The sequence below is a fragment of the Pedobacter sp. NJ-S-72 genome, from assembly GCF_053890575.1.
This window is the reverse complement of sequence record NZ_CM132681.1, coordinates 503,870-524,582: the sequence shown is the minus strand read 5'-3', so window position 1 is coordinate 524,582 and position 20,713 is coordinate 503,870. Positions and strand designations below refer to the sequence as shown.

General features: G+C 43.5%; 9 protein-coding genes and 2 pseudogenes. All 11 read right to left on the bottom strand.

Annotated elements, in window-relative coordinates; translation table 11 throughout:
* Window positions 1-6: 6 nt before the first annotated feature.
* Window positions 7-159: a phosphopantetheine-binding protein gene (locus tag ACWYN3_RS03520; protein WP_456219884.1), complete on the bottom strand. Its 153-nt coding sequence runs from the start codon at window positions 157-159 to the stop codon at window positions 7-9.
* Window positions 159-1,706, bottom strand: a pseudogene (locus ACWYN3_RS03515) (non-ribosomal peptide synthetase); the annotation flags it as partial. The pseudogene ACWYN3_RS03515 and the gene ACWYN3_RS03520, both read right to left, overlap by 1 nt.
* A 19-nt stretch (window positions 1,707-1,725) precedes the next feature.
* Window positions 1,726-3,696, bottom strand: a complete 1,971-nt coding sequence (locus tag ACWYN3_RS03510; RefSeq protein WP_456219883.1) for a condensation domain-containing protein — start codon at window positions 3,694-3,696, stop codon at window positions 1,726-1,728.
* Window positions 3,644-7,750, bottom strand: a complete 4,107-nt coding sequence (locus tag ACWYN3_RS03505; protein ID WP_456219882.1) for an amino acid adenylation domain-containing protein — start codon at window positions 7,748-7,750, stop codon at window positions 3,644-3,646. The genes ACWYN3_RS03510 and ACWYN3_RS03505 overlap by 53 nt, the downstream gene beginning before the upstream one ends.
* Window positions 7,707-9,197 (bottom strand): non-ribosomal peptide synthetase, encoded by a 1,491-nt coding sequence (locus ACWYN3_RS03500; RefSeq protein WP_456219881.1) that lies wholly within the window; start codon window positions 9,195-9,197, stop codon window positions 7,707-7,709. The genes ACWYN3_RS03505 and ACWYN3_RS03500 overlap by 44 nt, the downstream gene beginning before the upstream one ends.
* On the bottom strand, window positions 9,109-13,236 hold the full coding sequence (locus tag ACWYN3_RS03495; RefSeq protein WP_456219880.1) for a condensation domain-containing protein: 4,128 nt from the start codon (window positions 13,234-13,236) through the stop codon (window positions 9,109-9,111). The genes ACWYN3_RS03500 and ACWYN3_RS03495 overlap by 89 nt, the downstream gene beginning before the upstream one ends.
* The gene (locus ACWYN3_RS03490) at window positions 13,226-13,747 is read right to left on the bottom strand and encodes an AMP-binding protein (protein ID WP_456219879.1); all 522 of its coding nucleotides are present in this window, start codon (window positions 13,745-13,747) and stop codon (window positions 13,226-13,228) included. The genes ACWYN3_RS03495 and ACWYN3_RS03490 overlap by 11 nt, the downstream gene beginning before the upstream one ends.
* Entirely contained in the window at window positions 13,729-14,211 is a 483-nt protein-coding gene (locus ACWYN3_RS03485; RefSeq protein WP_456219878.1) for an AMP-binding protein, read from the bottom strand. Before ACWYN3_RS03485 ends, ACWYN3_RS03490 begins: the two co-directional genes overlap by 19 nt.
* Window positions 14,123-18,172, bottom strand: coding sequence for a condensation domain-containing protein (locus ACWYN3_RS03480; RefSeq protein WP_456219877.1), 4,050 nt, complete (start codon window positions 18,170-18,172; stop codon window positions 14,123-14,125). The genes ACWYN3_RS03485 and ACWYN3_RS03480 overlap by 89 nt, the downstream gene beginning before the upstream one ends.
* Window positions 18,144-18,731, bottom strand: a complete 588-nt coding sequence (locus ACWYN3_RS03475) for an AMP-binding protein (protein WP_456219876.1) — start codon at window positions 18,729-18,731, stop codon at window positions 18,144-18,146. Before ACWYN3_RS03475 ends, ACWYN3_RS03480 begins: the two co-directional genes overlap by 29 nt.
* Window positions 18,710-20,713, bottom strand: a pseudogene (locus ACWYN3_RS03470) (condensation domain-containing protein); the annotation flags it as partial. The pseudogene ACWYN3_RS03470 and the gene ACWYN3_RS03475, both read right to left, overlap by 22 nt.

The following is a 20,713-nucleotide window of genomic DNA, read 5'->3' as shown; positions in this document are numbered from 1 at the left end:
TTAGGTTTATAATTCTATTGTTGTGGAATCTTCATCATCCAGGTCATCATTGTTAATATGGATATATTTGGCCAGTGCATCGATCGTTGTGAGTTCAAATAATGTCTTTACAGACACTTCTACCTGCATTTCTTTACGGATAGCCGAAATCATACGCATCACCTGCAACGAGTGTCCGCCCAGTTCAAAGAAGTGATCATGAAACGCCAAACCTGTGGTAATCCAAGCAATTCCTGCCAGATCACAGCCAGACTTTGTTCCAGTTCATTTCGTGGCGCAACATATTCATTGGCTACCATCGCATTCATATCAGGGTCAGGCAGTGCATTTTTGTTGATTTTACCATTGCTGGTTAACGGCAGCTGATCCAATACAACCCATATGGACGGAACCATGTACTCAGGCAACCTGCTTTTCAGGAACGCCATTACTTCATCCTGATCAAAAGCCCCGTTTTTAGGAACGACATAACCAACAAGGCGTTTATTGCCATAATCATCCTGTCTTGCCAGTACAACTCCCTGAGCCACCAGACCACTCTGTTCCAGCGCATTAATGATCTCACCCAGTTCAATTCTGAAACCGCGGATTTTCACCTGATCGTCATTACGGCCAACATAAGTCAGGTTACCATCGGGCAGTAACCGGCAAACATCTCCTGTTTTATACATGCGTTCTCCGCCTGCAAAAGGGTCTGCCATGAAACTCACTGCTGTTTGTTCCGGAAGATTAAGATAACCCCGGGTCACCTGTACACCGGCGATATACAGCTCTCCTGCTACTCCTGCAGGAACCAGACGCAATTGCTCATCTAACAGATAAGCCCGCGTATTGGCTACAGGACGGCCAATCGGCACTCCCTCCTGATGCGGTACATCATTTTTCGGATACTCATACCTCATCGCTGCAATTGAAGTTTCTGTAGGCCCGTAGTGATTATAGAACGCTACATAGGGCTTCCATTTTTCAGCCAGTGAAACACGACAGTATTCTCCACCTGAAATGACACGTTTAAGCCCTCCATAGCTACCTGCATTCATGGTCTCCAGGAATCCGGGACTCGCAGCAATCTGGGTGATTTTTTCATTAACCAGCAGATTTTCAAGTGCTGACGGATCTAAACGTGTAGCTTCATCCAGCTGTACAACTGCTGCCCCATTGAATAAAGCAAGGAAGATCTGCTCTACCGAAGCATCAAAAAAATTATAGTTAAAGAACAACAGAACTTTATCCCTGCTGTCCATACTATTGATCTCACTCAGATAACTTATCAGGTTGACTACTCCGCCATGTTCTACCAGTACCCCTTTTGGCAGGCCTGTTGAACCGGAAGTATAGATCACATAAGCCAGATCAGCAGGCGAACGTTCAACCCGTGGTGCCGTTAAGGCATATTCAGACCATACTGATTCACTGTGATCCAATAAGATAACCGGTAAATCTGTATCTGGCAACAGCGCTGCACTTACTGAACTGCTCAGTACCATTTTCGCTCCTATATCCGAAAGAATATAAGCGGTCCGCTCTGCCGGAGAATCCGGAAGAATCGGTACATAAGCTGCCCCCGCCTTCATCACAGCAAGTATTCCTACCAGCATTTCAGGAGATCTTTCTATAAACAGCGGGATCAGCGTCTCGTGTTTTGCCCCCATGCTGATCAGGTGATGAGCCAGCTTATTGGAAAGCTCATCCAATTCACTGTAAGTGTAAGTAAGCTTTCTATCTTCAAAAAATTACCGCAGTTGCCGAAGGCAATTTGATTACCTGTTCTTCAAAAATATCAGTCAGTGTTTTATCCGAAGGATAAGCAAATGAATTACCGGACGAACCTTTCAACAACTTAGATTTTTCGGCCTCTGAAAGTATTTCAACGTCGTTTAACGTGGCATTTTCTTGCGCAATAATGTATAGTAATGCCGTTTTAAAATGTCCGGCAATAGCTGCTGCATAGGTTGTATCCAGCAGCGTACTGTTGTAATTAAAAGTAATGTTGGTTACTTCACCACTTCCTATGATCAAACCAAGCGGATAATTGCCCTGTTCATTCATGCTCACATCTTCTGTTTCAAGCTTCCATGATTCTGAAGACAGTGCTTTATCTACGGGATAATTCTCAAATACCAGCAAAGTATCAAATAACTCTCCTGATACCGCAGACCATCTGCGGATATCATTTAACGTGGTATACTGATAGTTACGACTGCTGATCTGATCGGCCTGTATCTCTTGTAACCAGCCTGAAACAGATTGTAAGGTTTCTGTAGAAGCACGTAACGGCAAAGTATTGATATACATACCTACCCGCTGTTCTACTCCAGCCAGATCATCAGGGCGGCCTGAAACGATCACCCCATACACCACATCTTTATTTCCGGTATAACGGGATAACAAGTAAGCCCATACCCCTTGCATTAACGTATTCACGGTAATATGGTTACGCTGTACATAACGGGTAATTTCGGCAGTCGCTTCACGGTCAAAGTGCAGCTTTTCATTTTTATACAACCCAATTCCTTTGGTACGGTCTGCGGTCACACTGATGAAAGGCAGTAAGCCAGGCTCATCCAGACCATTCAGATATTTCTTCCAGTAGGCTGTTGCTTCTTCCTTATCCTGACGTTCGACATACCGGATATAATCTTCATAACGGTCTTCAGAGACTGACAAGGCTGTTTTTCCGGTAATCAGTTGCTCATAAACCCGAACCAGCTCTATCATCAATACGGCAAGCGACCAGCCATCCAGCAGCACGTGATGATAAGTCCAGAATAACCTGTAACGGTTCTCTTCTAAACGGATCAGGTAAATACGCATCAGTGGTGCAGCTGTCAGATCAAAGGAATTTAAACGGTCAGCCTGTTCATAATTATGAATAAACTGCTCCTGTTCTTCTTTGCTCATTCCGCTGCAATCCACCACATTCATTGGTATTTTCACATCACGGTAAACACATTGTACTGGTATTTTAAATTCATCGTAATAGAATGCGCTACGCAGAATACTGTGGTTACGCAGCAGCTGATCCCAGCTTTTAGCAAAAATTTCTGGGTCAACATTTGTCATGACTGTCGTAAACTGCTCAATATAGGCACCTGCATGATCATCATACAGACTATGGAAAAGCATTCCTTCCTGTAAACCGCTCAGACGCGACATACTTTCCAATTGCAATTTCCGCGGTGCGCCATGATGGTCTGCATCCAGGAATTCATCCAGCTCTTCGTTAGTGATTTCTTCACCCAGATTATAGTCTGACGGAGTGAATACCGGAGTCTCTACGGTGATACAATGTGCAATCAGATTTTCCAGATTCTCCAGGTAGGCTGATGACATTTCTGCGATGGCATCCGGCGTAAAATGACGGCTGCTAAAACTCCATTTCACCTGCAATTCTCCATCCTGTACCACACTGTTTACCGACAACAGCTCCCTGACAGGATGACTGTCCGACATGGCTTTACCCGAAGATTCAGAAGCACCTGACAGCAGTGAACTGTCCTCATCTTTAACCATATTATCCATTTGTCCGAGGTAGTTGAACTCAACTTCCCATGGATCGGTTCCCTGCAAGGCATAAACCTTATCTATATATTTTAAAACTCCATAACCCAGACCCTTATCAGGAACTAAGCGAAGTTGTTCTTTAACATGTTTCAGCTGTAAACCAGCATCTGCACCCGGAACAACAGACAGCATCACGGGGTATAAACTGGTGAACAGCCAACGGTACGGCTGATGTCAACACCCGAATAAAGTCTTCCCTGCCATGCCCTTCTAAACCAACCACTATAGTGGAATGTTTATTCCATGAGGCTAAAGTTTGTGCTAGTGCAGTTAGTAATAAATCATTGATTACCGTATGGTATGCACGGGGTACATCCTGCAATAACTGGCGGGTATGCAAGGCATCCAGTTTCGTGGTATGCTGCTTTATTTCCGCACCGGTAATCGTTCCCGGCCATGTATGAACCGTACGCATTGGCTTAGCCGATGCCACCACATTTTCCCAGTATCCGCGCTGTTGCTGCACGCTGTTTTTTTTCGTGCTGTAATTCAATAGTGCCTGGTGCCATTGACGGTAAGAAGCAGTCTTAAATTGTGGCAGTGCTTTTTGTGTCAGCAACTGCTCAAAGTCTTCGAGCAGGATACGCCACGAGACGCCATCTACCGCAAGATGGTGAACCACGAGCAATAAGCGGTTTTGTGGTGTGGTATCCGGAGTCAGGATGAGCACGGCACGTAAAAGTGTCCCTTTCAGGATATCCAGACTTGCCTGGTACCTGTCATTATGTGCGGCAATAGTTTGTGCCAGTTCTGACGATTTTAAGCTTCTCAGATCGTTTATCTCAAGCGATCCGGCCGACATACCATAAACCTGTCTCCAACCCTCTCCTGTGTACTCATAGGTGAACCGCAGGGCATCATGTGCAGCGACCAGCTGACCGATGATTTCATTTAACCTGGATGAAGTGATGCTTTTATCAATACTCAGGAATACGCTCTGGTTATAATGAGAAAGCTCCTTGCTTCCGGATTCAAAATAATGTTGTTGAATTGGTAACAAACCACTCTCCCCTTCCAGCAGCCCCTGTTCACCGGATGAAGCACTTGCCGCTTCTGCTGCCATACAGGCAGATAAACCAGCTATGGTCTGATGAATAAACAAATCACGCGGATGCAGACTGAAACCGGCACGACGTACACGGCTCACTACCTGAATCGTAATAATCGAGTCTCCGCCCAGTTCAAAGAAGTTATCATAGATCCCGACTTTCGGAATATGCAGGAGGTCTTGCCAGATTCCAGCCAGAACAATTTCCTGTTCGTTACGCGGAGCGGTATAAGTACCGGTCTGTAAAGAACCCATATCAGGATCAGGTAAACCTTTACGGTCTATTTTTCCATTACCTGTTAACGGCAACTCATCAAGCGCGACAAAAAGACCAGGAACCATATACTCCGGTAAATGATTTTTAAGCCAGCTCACTGTTGCTTCCCGGTCAAAAACACCTTCGGCTACCACATAGGCAACCAAACGTTTGTTTCCACTCTCGTCAGTTTTCACAATTACCGCAGCCTGCACGATCGCATCGTTCTGCTGTAACACGTTTTCAATCTCTCCAAGCTCGATACGGAAACCACGGATTTTAACCTGGTCATCGATACGGCCAAGATATTCAACCGTTCCATCAGGTAACCAGCGGCCCAAATCTCCGGTGCGGTACATCTTACCGCTTGATTCAAATGGGGTATCCACAAAACGCGAAGCAGTCAGATCAGGTCTGTTCAGATAACCTCTGGACACCCCGATTCCTGATACACAGATCTCGCCAGGTACACCCACAGGGCAAAGCTGGTCACCGGCAGACAACACATAAATGCGCATATTCTGCACCGGTTTACCCACAGGAACACTGATTCTTGAAGGCGTTTCATACATGATGTGATGACAGATATCATCTGATGCTTCGGTAGGTCCGTAAGCGTTGACAACCGGGATACGGCCATAGTGCGGATGCGCAAACCATTGTGCCAGTAAAGGCTGGCTTACCGCTTCACCTGTCACCAACAAGTAAGACAATTGGTTTAGGTGAGCTAAGGTATTCTCCTGTAATACAGCATTCAAATAAGAAGGAACTAACTCTAAAATGGTAATTCCATCTGTTTCTACTGCATCAATCAGCATCGCTGGTTCCAGGATTCTTTCTGAAGAATAGATCACGGTTTTACCTCCGCAAAGCAAAGCGGAGAACAGCTGCCATACTGAAATATCAAATGTATAAGAAGCAGTAAAAGCAACTACTGTTTCTGCTGTTAATTGTAAATCATTGATTTTAGCATACAGGTGATTCAGCATACCTGCATGTTCTACCATTACTCCTTTCGGTTTTCCGGTAGAACCAGAAGTATAAATCACATAAGCCAGATCTCCAGGTGCGGCAGGATTCAATGGTGGGGTAATTGCCCATTTGTTAATCTCCTCCACATCAGTATCCAGTAAAATTGCATCTATTGAAGCAAAAGCTCCGATACTTGTTTTCAAATCACTCGTAGTCACCACAACCGAAGCATTCGTATCTTCGAGCATGAAGCTGATCCTTTCTTCCGGATATCCCGGATCAACCGGAACATAAGCACCTCCTGCTTTCAGAACCCCCAGAATCGCTACGGCCATTTCTGCCGAACGTTCTAAACAAACCGGCACTAAGACGTCAGTTACAACCCCTTTGCTGCGCAGATAGCCTGCAAGCTGGTTAGAACGTTCATCTAATTCCTGATAAGTATAAATCTGGTTTTCAAAAACCAATGCCGGTGATGAAGGATACCTTAAAACCTGTGCTTCAAAAATACCAATTGCTGTTTGCTCATGCGGATAAACCGTTTCCGTATCATTAAACACATTCAGCAATTGCTGCTCTTCTGCAAGCGTCAGCATAGAAAACTGTCCTAAAAGACTATCTGGAGAGGCAATAACTGCATTCAGTAAAGTTTCGAAGTGTACACTTAAGCGTTCAATCGTAGCTTCGCTATACAGATCAGTACAATAAGTGATATACCCATTTAACTCCCCATTGCTTTCCAGCATATTTACAGTCATATCAAACTGAGCAGTAACTGCATCAATGTCTTCTTGCGCAACGATGACCTCTCCCAAAATCAATTCAGGCATTTCAGGCGTGTTATGCAATTCAAACATCACCTGGAATAAAGGCGTACGGCTCAGATCTCTTTCTTTCACGACTGCTTCCACTACTTTTTCAAATGGCAGCTCCTGATTTTCATAAGCATCCAATGTAGTTTCCCTGACCTGCTGAATAAATGTTTTGAAAGAAACATTCATATCCGTATGACTGCGAAGAGCCAGCGTATTCACGAAGAATCCAATCAGGTTTTCAGTTTCCTGCTGTACCCTGCCCGCAATAGAAGTACCTACACAAATATCTTCTTGTCCGCTGTAACGCGACAGCAATACTTTGAAAACAGCCAGCAAAGTCATAAATAACGTGGCATCCTGCTGACGTGAAAGCAAATGAAGCTGCTCCAGTATTTCAGGTTTAATCACAAAAGCATACCGGGCGGCATTTTTACTCTGCAGTGCCGGGCGTTGAAAATCTGCCGGCAATTGAAGAGGTTCTGTACCACTCAATTGTTTTTTCCAGTAAGTCAGCTGCTGATCCAGTATTACCGGGGTCATCTGCTCTCTTTGCCAGATCGCAAAATCTGCATACTGGATAGCCAGTTCAGGTAATTCAAGCAATTTACCAGACGTAAAGGCTTCATAACAGGCTGCAAGCTCGTTAACGAGGATACTCACTGACCAGCCATCAGCAGCAATGTGGTGCATGGTCAATACCAATACAGAAACCTCTGTATCCAGCAAGATCAGATTTGCACGAAGCATATGATCTGTAGCCAGGTTAAATGGTTTCATCACCAGTTCACGGATATCATCATGCAGCGAATCCTGTTGCTGATGCGTAAGATCTGTTACCTGTAAATGCCATAAATACTCTGCAAGCACATGCTGACGGGCTTTCCCATCTTCTTCCAGCATCACGGTACGCAATACCTCATGACGATTGATCAGCTGACGGATAGCCTGTTCCAGAGCTACCTTGTTGAGCTGCCCTTTCAATCTCAGTGCAGCCGGAATATGATAATGAATACTTCCTTCTAACTGATCGATAAACCAGAGTCTCTCCTGATTAAAAGAAAAGCGGAATATTTTCAGGTCTTGTTTTTTTCTCAATAGCCGTTCTGACTGTATGCGGAGCCTGCCCGCTGATATAGACAGCTAATTCTGCTATTGTTTTATGTGTAAACAGGGTTTTAACCGTGATCTCGGCCTGTAATGTCTTACGCAATGCTGAAATAACACGCATAGCAAGCAGTGAATGACCGCCAAGCTCAAAAAAGTCATCATATATCCCAACTTTTGATACAGAAAGTAAATCCTGCCAGATGAAGGCAAGTTTTTCTTCCAGTGTATTTCGCGGAGCGACATAATTACCCGTTGTTAAAGCATTATTATCCGGCTGTGGAAGGGCTTTTCTATCGACCTTCCCGTTAGGAGTTAAAGGTATTTTTGCTATTGGCAACAAGATAGCAGGCACCATATATTCCGGCAGCTGTTCTTTCAGGTAAGCGATAATAGCTTCCTTGTCAAAATCACCCTCAGGAATAATATAACCAATTAGTCTGCTGTTTCCATTCAGGTCAGGCTTAACGGCAACAACCGCTGCATTAACCAAACTGCACAATTGCAGTACGGATTCAATTTCACCCAGTTCAATACGGAATCCTCTAACTTTTACCTGGTCATCAATACGTCCCAGATATTCGATATTACCATCCGGCAGGAAGCGCGCAAGGTCACCTGTACGGTATAAACGCGCACCAGGCTCAGCTGAATAAGGATCTGCAATGAATTTTTCGGCTGTAAGTTCCGGACGGTTCAGATAACCACGGGCAACACCAATACCACCCACGCAGAGTTCACCGGCAACACCTACCGGACATAATTGTCCGTTTTCAGACCTGATATAAGTCTGTACATTGGCTATCGGTTTACCGATCACCACTACATTATCTTCCCGTATTGGCTGATCGGTCAGCGTAGTCACTACCGTGTTTTCTGTAGGGCCGTAAGCATTAAGCACGCGTACCCCCGTCGCACTAATATAACGTACATCTTCCCTGTTTAATGCTTCCCCTCCCCTCGATATGATCGTAGTAATTGGCCCTAAAACGTCTTTAACAATATGCTGATAAGATGGCGGTAAAAGAACCACCTCTACGCCATGTCTTTGAACAAAAGCACCAAAACTATCCTCAGAAAGCAAGTCTTCTTTTTGTGGTAAAATCAGGATTCCTCCGCTCAGCAGGGTATTAAATACTTCATAGCAGGAGGCATCAAAACCAAAAGAAGCGAACTGCAAACACCTGGTTCCTTCAGTTAGACATAGCGTATCTTTCTGACTTAAAGCCAAACTAACCACACCTTTATGTGCTATCAGCACACCTTTTGGTTTACCTGTAGAACCGGAAGTATAAATCACATAAGCCAGGTTATCTGCATTTAATGGAATATTAATAACCGTGTCATATTTATTGATCTGTTCCCATTCTGCATCCGGCTGAATTACCTGAAGCCCTTCTGCCGGTAATGAACCTGCAACCTGACTGCTGCTGATCATGACAGCAGCACAGTAGTATCTTCAAGCATAAACGGATTCTGTCTTGTGGATAATCAGGATCAATCGGTACATAAGCTGCACCTGCTTTGAGGATTGCCATAATACTGATGACCATTTCCGGAGATCTTTCCAGACATAATGGAACCAGTGTTTCTGCTCCAACCCCCTGGTCACGCAGGTAATTTGCCAGACGGCCTGCCTGCTGATCCAGCTCCTGATAAGTCATCGTAACCTGATCGGTAATGAATGCAGGAGCATTTGGTGTACGCGCTACCTGTGCATTGAACTGATCGATAATGGTATTGGTTTCAGGGAAAGCTACAGCAGTATCGTTGAAAGTATGGATCAATTGCTGTTTTTCACCCGCAGAAAGTATTTCGATGTCTTTCAGCAGGAGGTTATCCGCACTGGTCATACCCGTTATAGCTTGTTCAAAATGCCCGGAAATCACCTTCATATACTCCTCAGCGAGCAATGTCGTATTATAACTGAAATACACCGTGATTTCTTCTGCAACCATTACAGCTACACTAAGCGGGTAATTTGTATGTTCTTCTTTTCTTCCATGATCAACCTGTAAACTTAGCGACTGATCAGTAACCGGGTTGCTTGGATAATTTTCGTAAACCAGTAAACTATCAAAAAGATCTCCCGGAATACCTGCCCTGCGCTGAATTTCATTCAGTGCCATATGCTGATATTCACGACTTTCCAGCTGCTCTCCCTGGATGGTTTGCAGCCATGCGGTCACAGCCTGTAATTCATCCATACGGGCATGGAACGGCAACGTATTGATATACATCCCTACTGCATGTTCTACACCCGGTAAATTGTCCGGTCTTCCTGATACAGTTACCCCGTAAGTTACTTCAGTACGGCCGGTATATCTGTATAAAAGATAAGCCCAGACACCTTGTACCAACGTATTCATTGTGATCCGGTGACGCTGTGCATAGCCCGATAAACGGGAAGTCGTTTCAGTATCCAGCACCAGATGATGCGTACTGTATGCGCCTATTCCTCCTTTATTACGATCTGTATTTGCACTGATAAATGGCAGCAAAGTACCTTCACTCACATTCGCTAAATAATTGCGCCAGTAATCTTCTCCTTTATCTGCATCACGACTTTCGATATAACGGATATAGTCTTCATAACGGTCAGCTCTTGGTAAAGGCAATTGTTTACCTGCTAATAGTAATTCATAGGCTTTCAACAATTCTCCCATCAATACCGACATCGACCATCCATCCACTAAAATGTGGTGATACGTCCAGCAAAGTTGATATTTAGTTTCGCTCAGCTTCATCAGGAAGATGCGCATCAGCGGAGCACTGGTAAAGTCAAATCCTTGTTTCAGATCGGCTTTTTCATAGTCTCTGATTGCCTTCTGTTGCTGTTTAGCGGTCTTATCGCTGTAATCAACCAGCGTAACCGGCATTTCAATTTCCCTGTAAACACATTGAACAGGGATTGCAAAAGTATTGGCATAGAAACCACTTCTGAGTATAGCATGCTGTTTCAGTAAATAATTCCAGCTTTGCAGGAAAGCATCTGTATCCAGATCGGTTAACTCTCCTGAAAACTGCTCTACATATGAAGAGCTGGTCTGCTCGTCAAATATGCCGTGGAACAGCATTCCTTCCTGTAAACCACTTAATCTATAAATACTTTCTATTTGCGTTCTGCGAGGCTTGCCTTCGAAATCCAGATCCAGGAACTGGTCTAATTCTTCAATACTCACCGATCCTGCTAATCCAAAATCAGCAGGGGTATAATGATTTGTTTGTTGCTGTGCAGTGCAATGATTGATCAGTGATTCCAGGTTTTTCAGATAAGCCGCAGCCATTTCCTCTACGCTTTCGCTGTTGAAATGTTTATTGCTGTAACTCCAGTATAACGCTAGTTTATCATCCTGAATGATCCCTAACACAGAAAGCGGCTGCGAAACAGGAGTCTGATCACCTATTGCCGAACCAAATGTTTCCCATTTCGGATGCGCAAGCTTCCCTCTAAGCTTACCCGCACCACCTTGCCCCAGGTAATTGAATTGCACATCCCATGGATCATTAGCCTGTAAAGGTTGATGCTGATTGATATATTTCAATACACCATAGCCCAATCCTTTATCAGGAATTTGTCTTAATGTTTCTTTTACCTGTTTAATTAACTGACCATACTCATTTCCAGTTTCCAGTAATACCGGGTAAATTGTCGTAAACCAACCCACAGTACGACTGGTATCAATTTCTTCTGTAATTTCTTCACGCCCATGACCTTCCAGACCTATAGAAACTTTCGAAGTTTTGTTCCAGTCAGCTAAAGTAAGTGCCAGCGCACTTAACAGCAGATCATTGATTTCGGTATGGTAAACCGAAGAGACTTCATGCAGCAGTTTGCCGGTAGCTAAACTGTCCAGCTGAACCATCGCGGTATCCATATCCGAAATGCGAACGGGTTCTTCCTGTTTATGATCAGTCTTTAAAGGCACATAAGCGTTGACAGTCTGTTCCCAGTAATCCTGCTGACGCTGTAAACCACGGCTATTGCCATAAGCTGCCAAAGCTGTATACCATTGACGGTAAGAACTTGTTTTAGGCCCTAATACCGTAGCTGCCGGCTGTCCCGGATGCTGTAACAGCAATTCAAGGTCATCTGAAAGAATACGCCATGAAACCCCGTCTACTGCAAGGTGATGGATAATAAACAGTAACTGATGTTCTGCCATTGGCGATAAAAATAACACCGCACGGAATAAAATACCTTTTTCAAGATCAAGGCTTTCCTGATAACTTGCTGCGTGCTCTGCCAGGGCCAGACTGAATTGTTCTTCATCATATTTTTGCAGGTCAACAATGTCAAGTACCGCAGCCTGATCAGTATAAACCTGCTCCCACCCTGCTGCTGTCTGCTGATAGGCAAAACGAATCGCATCATGGTAACCTGCAAGATCAGCGACTGCTCCTGTTAACGCCTCAATCGCAACGTCTTTATTTACTGCATAGGTAATATGATGGTTATAGAATGAATGATTGACAGGATTAACGCCATTCAGGAATTTTTGCTGAATGGGCAGCAGTCCGCTGGTTCCTGAAAGGGTTTCCTGTTCTGCATTTACTTTATTGCTTTCCTGTACAGCCAGCTGCGCCGATAAACGGGCAACGGTCTGACAGGTAAATATATCTTTAGGTGACAACACGTAACCGCTTCTCCTGCTTCTGCTTACTACCTGAATGGTAATAATTGAATCTCCCCCCAGTTCAAAGAAGTTATCGTGTACACCTATTTTATCCAGACGTAATACTTCCTGCCAGATCGCAATCAGTGTATTTTCTGTTTCGTTACGCGGTGCTACATAATCATTGGTCAATAATGAATTAACATCAGGCTCTGGTAAACCGCGTTTATCAACCTTTCCGTTAGCCGTTAGCGGAATTTTTTTCAGTTCCACAAAAAGTAGTGGAATCATATAATCCGGTAACCTGTTTTTCAGATAAGCGACAATTGCATCTTTGTTATAATCACCTTTAGGAACGATATAACCTACCAAACGCTTATTGCCTGCATCGTCAGGTCTTGCCAGTACAACCGCCTGATGAACATGTTCTATACATCCGGCCAGTGCACTTTCTATCTCTCCCAGTTCTATCCGGTAACCTCTGATTTTAACCTGATCATCAACACGCCCGATAAACAGGATATTACCATCAGCTAAATACTTCACCGTATCTCCAGTACGATAGAAACGGATACCACTCGTATCAGAGAATGGATCATTGATGAACTTCTCTGCAGATAACTCCGTATTGTTCAGATATCCGGCAGCAACACCATCTCCTCCAATGAGTAATTCTCCCGGAACACCTACCGGACATAATTGTCCGCTGGCATTCACCACATATACTGTTGTATTAGAGAACGGTTTACCCACCGGGATGTTTTCCTGGTATGGATAACCGTCTTTCACGATATGTAATAATTTACCAATGGTAGTTTCTGTAGGCCCGTAATGGTTAACGACCGTACAATTACTTTCCATAATCCCTGATTTTATTGATCAATTCTGCTGAAAGCGCCTCTCCTCCGAAAATGAGCAGTTTTTCAGGCAACAACAGGAAATCAGGCATGGCGAGTGCTTTCCAATGTGATGGAACAATTTTGATACAGTCTATCGGATGTTCAGAAAGATAAGCTTTCAGCTGATATGGATCAGTAATCGCAGCTTTAGAGAAGACGTGTAAAGCTCCGCCATTTAAGAAAGCGGTGAACAATACTGTATTTCCCAAATCGGTAGCAATACTGGACATCAGACCGAATGAAAGACACTCTGCTATCGGAAGCGCATCCTGTAAACCTGCTAAATAATCTGCAAGGTTCCGGTGCGTCAGGATAACTCCTTTTGATTTACCTGTACTACCAGAAGTATAAATTACATATACCGGGCTGGAAGCTTCAACTACTACGTTTATCGCTGTAAGCGGATAATCTGCTAAGCTGGTTGTATCCAGTGTAATTGCCTCAGCACTGCTTTCTACAGCAAATTCAGACAAGTACTGCTGGTTACGATCATCTTTGCAGCTGTATCGGCTAGCATATGGTTAATTCTGTCTTGCGGAAAATCAGGATCAACTGGGACATAAGCAGCACCTGCTTTTAAGATTCCGATAAGCCCGATAATCATATCCAGAGAACGCTCAATACATAAAGGCACAAACGATCCTGCTCCTATCCCTTTGCTTTGCAGATAGTGAGCCAGCTGATTAGTGCGTCCATCAAGCTCCTGATAAGTAACTGAATCATTTTCATAAACCAGTGCAGTTGCACCCGGCGTACGGATAACCTGCGCAGCAAATAAGCTGACAAAGGTTTCTTCCTCAGCATAAGGAACGGTCTTACTGTTAAATAAAGCCAGTTCATCACGTTCATTATCCGTTAGTAAAACAAGATCTCCTGGTGTAACAACATCCTGATTCGCCAGTTGCAATAAGACCTGATCGAAATGACCAGCAATCATATTTACCTGTTTTTTTTTCATTCAGTAACCCGGTATTGTATTCAAAACGGATTGTAATCTCTGCTCCGGTCATAATAACCAGCCATAAAGGATAATTGGTTTGTGAAGTAATTTCAGCATCATCCAATTGTAGTTTCCAGGTACGTGCAGTCAGCACTTCACTCACAGGATAATTTTCAAAAACCAATAAGGTATCAAACAATTCTCCTTCTGCACCAGCCCAGCGTTTCACCTCGTTTAATGGCGTGAACTGATATTCGCGGTTGTCCAGCTGATCCAGCTGTATAGACTGTAACCAGTCTGCCAATGGGGATTCAGTTACCGTAGCCGTTAATAATAATGTATTGATATACATACCTACGGCATGTTCTATTCCTGGTAATCCTTCCGGACGGCCTGATACAGTTACGCCATAAGCAACTTCGTTACGACCTGTATACTGTGACAATAAATATGCCCATACACCTTGCATTAAGGTATTTAAAGTAATGTGATTGCGTTGTACATAAGCAGCTAACAGCGACGACGTTGTTTCAGCATTGACAACCAGTTGTTTTAAACTGGAACCCCCGATTCCTTTGGTACGGTCGGCCGTAGTGCTTACAAAAGGAAGTAAACTGCCTTCTGTAATGTGCTGTAAGTATTTTTTCCAGTGCGCTTCTGCCTTTCCATTATCATGCTGCTGGATATAACGGATATAATCTTCATAACGGTCTTCGGTCAATGCAGGTGTTGCCTGTCCGGTTGCCAAAGCTTCATATACTTCCAGCAATTCCTGTAATAAAATCGGCATAGACCAACCATCCAGTAAAATATGGTGGAACGTCCAAAGCAGATGCGTACGGTTATCGTCCAGTTTTGACAGACAAACACGCATCAGCGGAGCTGTTGTAAAATCAAAACCTCCTAAACGATCGGCAGCAGCATATTCCTTAATCGCTGTTTCTTGTGCCGAAGCATCCATATGACGATAGTCAAAAACCGTTAACGGCATGGCTACCTCTTTATAAACACATTGCACCGGGATATTAAAAGTATTCGCATAGAAAGCACTGCGCAGAATTGTATGTTTTTGCATAACCCAGTCCCAGCTCTTGCTGAAAATCACTTCATCAACAGCATTCAGTCCTGAGTTCAATTGCTCTACATAATTACCTGCTTCTCCGTCATAAAGACCATGGAATAACATACCAGACTGCAAACCGCTCAAAGGATAAATCCGTTCTACCTGGTTTCTTCGTGTTTTTTGAAGATAAGTTTCATCCAGGAAGCTATCCAGTTCTTTATAAGTAACTGCGTCGCCCAATCCATAATCCGAAGGTGTATAAACCGCCGTAATTTGTGCCGCACAATGATCAATCAGGGTTTGTAAATGAGAAAGATAAGACTCACCCATTTGCTGAATTCCTGCTGCGGTAAAGTGTTTAGCACTATATCCTAAATCAATAACCAGCTCGCCATTGCGAACCGAACTATTGATCGCCAGTTTATCGCGGAAAATGAAGTCATCCCCTGCTGAAGCTCCGGTATCTTCTTGAGCAGCTGACAGATGCCCGTTTCCACCCGCAGCATTATCCCATTGTCCAAGGTAATTGAATACCACATCCCATGGGTCTTTACTTTGCAGGAAAGGGGATTTATTGATATATTTCAATACGCCATACCCGATACCTTTTACCGGGATGCGGCGCAATTGTTCTTTAATATTTTTGATTACGTGAGCTGACTCTCTTGTTGTCCCAACTTCCAGTAATACTGGATAAAGCGTAGTAAACCACCCAATAGTACGAACAGTATCACTATCTGCATCAATGTCTTCACGGCCGTGACCTTCTAAACCAATCGATACTTTACCTTGCGCATTCCACTCCGATAAAGTAAGCGCCAGTGCACTTAACAGGATATCATTGATTTCGGTATGATAGGCTTTTGGAACCTCCTGTAATAAACGCTGTGTTTGTTTGGCATCTAAAGTAACTACATGGCTTGCAGTATCTGCAGCGCTGATTCCACCCGTATCATTTTTCTCGGTTCTTAATGGAATATACTGCTGTGCAGCTGTTTTCCAGTAAGCTTCCTGAGCTAACAAACTACGGCTGGTGCTGTACGCCACAAGCGATTCATGCCACTGTCTGTAAGAATGACTTTTAGCAGCAGTTAACTCTTGTTGCGGCGATTGAAGTAATAAGGTCAGATCCTCTAAAAAGACTCTCCATGACACGCCATCTACTGCAAGGTGATGCACCACAACCAGTAAACGGTTATAAGATTCATTTGCTGGTGTCTGCATCAAAACAGCCCTGATCAATATACCTTCTTCAATATTCAAACTGTGCTGTGCAAGGTTACTTTCAGTTGTAATCGCATCGGCCAATAAATCAGCAGGTGTTTGCGTCAGATCTGTGATCTTCAATTCTCCTGCATAATCTCCATAACGCTGTTCCCAGCCATTTGCTGTCTGCTGATAAACAAAACGCAGGGCATCATGATATTGCACCAATTGTTTAATTGCATCAGCAAGTAATATTGTATCTGTGTTTTTATCTATGTTTAATAAAATCTGCTGATTGAAATGAGAAGTCACCGTAGCACCATCCTCAAAGAACCATGCCTGTATTGGCAGCATCCCGCTGTTTCCACATAAAGTTCCTTCTTCTCCTTTGATCAGTTGCACTTTAGCAACTTGTAAAAGTGCTGCTAAACGGGCAATAGTCTGGTGTACAAATAAGTCTTTAGGCTGAAATTCTAAACCAGCCCTCTTTGCACGGCTAACAGCTTGTATAGTAATAATTGAATCACCACCCAGCTCAAAGAAATTATCGTGGATACCAATCTGCTCTACACGCAGCAAGTCCTGCCAGATTTCTGCCAGTATTTGTTCTGTTGCATTTCGCGGTGCAATAAGGTCCAAACTACGCATACTGTTCAGATCTGGTTCAGGCAACTTTTTCCTGTCCACCTTACCATTACTGTTCAATGGCAGTTTTTCTAAAGAAACCCAGAGTGCAGGAACCATATAATCAGGCAATCTGTCTTTCAGATAGCTGATGATACTTTCTTTTTCAAAAACATGTTCTGGTACAATATAACCTACTAGTTGTTTATGGCCTCCGCCATCAGTCTTAACCAGTACTACAGCCTGTTTCACTGCCGTATTTTGCTGCAATACATTTGCGATCTCACCTAATTCGATACGGTAACCACGGATTTTAACCTGATCATCTATACGGCCCAGAAATTCGATATTTCCATCTGGTAACCATCGCGCCAAATCCCCGCTCCGGTACATTCTTGCTCCCCAGTTCTTACTGAATGGATTAACCGTAAATTTCTCTTTGGTTAGTGACTGGCGGTTCAGATAACCTGTAGAGACACCGATACCACTTATACATAATTCTCCGGCTACACCAACCGGACATAGTTTGTTTTCTGCGTTTACAATATATAATTCTGTATTGCTCACCGGGATACCAATTGGAGGAGAAGTTTCTCCATCCGCAGCTGAGAGCACATAGCTGGTAGTGATGACGCTATTTTCTGTAGGTCCATAAGCATTCACAACCTGATAGCCTAAACCATCCAGATTGATAACTGCTAATTTATCTCCAGCGGCAAGCAAATATTGTAAAGCCAATGAACGATTTCTGCTTGCTGCTACAAATTCAGGGATTAGGACGGTTGAAAGGAAACTATGTGTAATTCCTTCCTCAAAATAATAAGTGACTAAATCTGATGGCGATAATCTTTGTTCATCACTGATCATATACAATGCAGCACCCACATTCAGTGCAGGCCATATTTCCCAGCCGAAAACATCAAAACCAATTCCCGCTGTTGCGGTCATTTTACTTTCGCTGTTCAGCTGGAAACATTCCAGATGCCAGCTCACCAGGTTAGAAAGCCCGGCATGGGTATTCTGTACACCTTTAGGCTTACCTGTAGATCCTGAAGTATAAATCACATAAACCAGATCTTCTAAACCAACAGAAATAACCGGGGCTGCAGGCGGATAAAATCCAATCCAATCCCAGGTTTTCAGGGTTAATCAATTCCAGATCAGCAATAACTGCCGGTAAACCTGCTAATGCTTTTTGGTCAGTGATCAGCAGTCCCGCACCAGTATCTGTTAACATATACTGAATACGTTCGGCCGGATACCCCGGATCAATCGGAACATATACCCCTCCTGCTTTTACAATAGCAAGCATAGAGATTACAATACTAGCTGACCTTTCCTGACAAACAGGGACGAAATCGCCATGTTTTACTCCTTTTTCAATAAGGCAGTGTGCAAGACGGGATGATTGCTCATCGAGTTCACGGTAGCTTATTGACTCTGCTCCGGTGATAATAGCCGGGCGGTCATTTTGCAGCATCACTTGTTCAGCAAAACGGGCAATAACAGTCTGATCAGGTAATGGTGAAATGCTTTTGGCATTGAAATCAATTAATAATTGTTCTTGCTCAGCAATAGTCAACAGGTTGAGATCGCCGAAATTCAGCTTTCCTGATGAAACCACCTGGCTCTCAGCACCTGCTTAAAGTGACCAGCTATGAGTTTGATAGTGCTTTCATCTAACAGGTCATTATAACTGAAATGGATAGCGATTTCTTTGCCGGCCATTACAATAATACTCAACGGATAATTGGTATGCTGTTCTCCGACATCCAGGTTATTGATCTGTAAACTCCATGGTTGTGCGGCCAAAGCCTGGCTAACCGGGTAATTTTCATAGACCATTAAAGTATCAAACAAGTTTCCGGTGATACCAGTTAGTCTCTGTATTTCGCTCAGGCTGGTATATTGGTAAGCTCTGCTTTCCAGTTGCTGCTCCTGTATTTTCTGTAATCCTGCTGCGATATCTTGTGACAGATCAACTTGACCATGAAGCGGTAAGGTATTGATATACATACCAATTGCACTTTCCACACCCGGTAAATCCTCCGGACGACCCGATACCACAATACCAAAGGAAACATCTTTCCTTCCTGTATAATTATAAAGCAGGTAAGACCAGATTCCCTGCATCAGGGTATTGATCGTCACACGATTTTGCTGCGCATAACGCGTTAAACGTGCTGTAAACTCAGCATCAAGCTGGAAGATTTCTTCACTATATTTTCCGTCACCTTTGGTACGGTCTGATAAGTTATTGATAAAAGGAAGTAAGGTTGCTTCTTCCAATCCGTCAAGGTAATGACGCCAGTAGGCAACCGCCTCGTCTTTATCCTGACGTTCTATATAACTGATATAATCTTCGTAACGGTCTTCTGTAGCAACTGGTATAGCCTTTTTGCTCACCAGATATTCGTAGTTAGTCAGCAGTTCTTCCATCAATACCGGCATAGACCAGCCATCCAGTAAAATATGGTGATGGGTTAAACAGAACTGATAACGGTTATTATCCAGTTGAATCAGACAAATGCGCATCAGTGGAGCAGATACAAAATCAAATCCTTTGATCAAATCTTCTTTTTTTTATTCCTGAATAGCCAGCTCCTGCTCCTGAACACTTAAATGCTGTAAATCCAGTTTAATCACAGGGATTTGCGCCTCTTTGTAGACACATTGAACCGGGATCTGGAATACATCATAATAAAATGCACTTCTTAAAATGCTGTGTTGTTTCAAAAGATGTTGCCAGCTCTCTGTAAAAGCCAGTATATCTGCATCTATCAGTTCACCGGTAAATTGCTGAATATATGCTCCTGCCTGCTGATCATAAAGACTATGGAACAGCATGCCTTCCTGCAAACCACTTAAACGTGAAATACTTTCCAGTTGCAATTTCCTTTGTTTACCGTTATAATCATCATCCATGAACTGATCCAGTTCATTATAGCTGATCACATCACCCAATCCATAATCAGATGGGGTAAACGAAGCAGTCCCTTTGGCAACGCAATGTTTGATAATGTCTTCCAGATGGGCTAGATAATCAGCAGCCAGTTTATGGATAGTTTCTGCATTAAAATGACGGTTACTATAGCTCCAGTATAAGACCAGCTCATCATCAATGATCATACTATTCACAGCCAGTTTCCCTTCTACCGGGAAATTACTACCTGCTGATGAACCAAATAATTCCCATTGCGGTACCGTATATAATCCGTCAGTTGTGTTATGCCCCGATTGTCCGAGGTAGTTAAATAACACTTCCCACGAATCTTTTCCTTGCAAGGATTCAGTTTTATTGATGTATTTCAGTAAACCATAGCCAATTCCTTTGCCTGGTACCTTTCTTAATTGTTCTTTGATATTTTTAAGCTGCTGTCCTTTGCCTGCTCCGGTTTCTACTTCGAGTAAAACAGGGAACATACTGGTCAGCCAGCCAACAGTACGGCTGGTATCGGCATCTGCTGCTAAATCTTCACGACCATGTCCTTCCATGCCCACCAATACTTTATTGTTGTTATTGTGTGATGCAATTGTAAGTGCCAGTGCATTGAGTAGAATATCATTAATTTCGGTATGATAAGCTTTAGGTACATCCTTCAATAA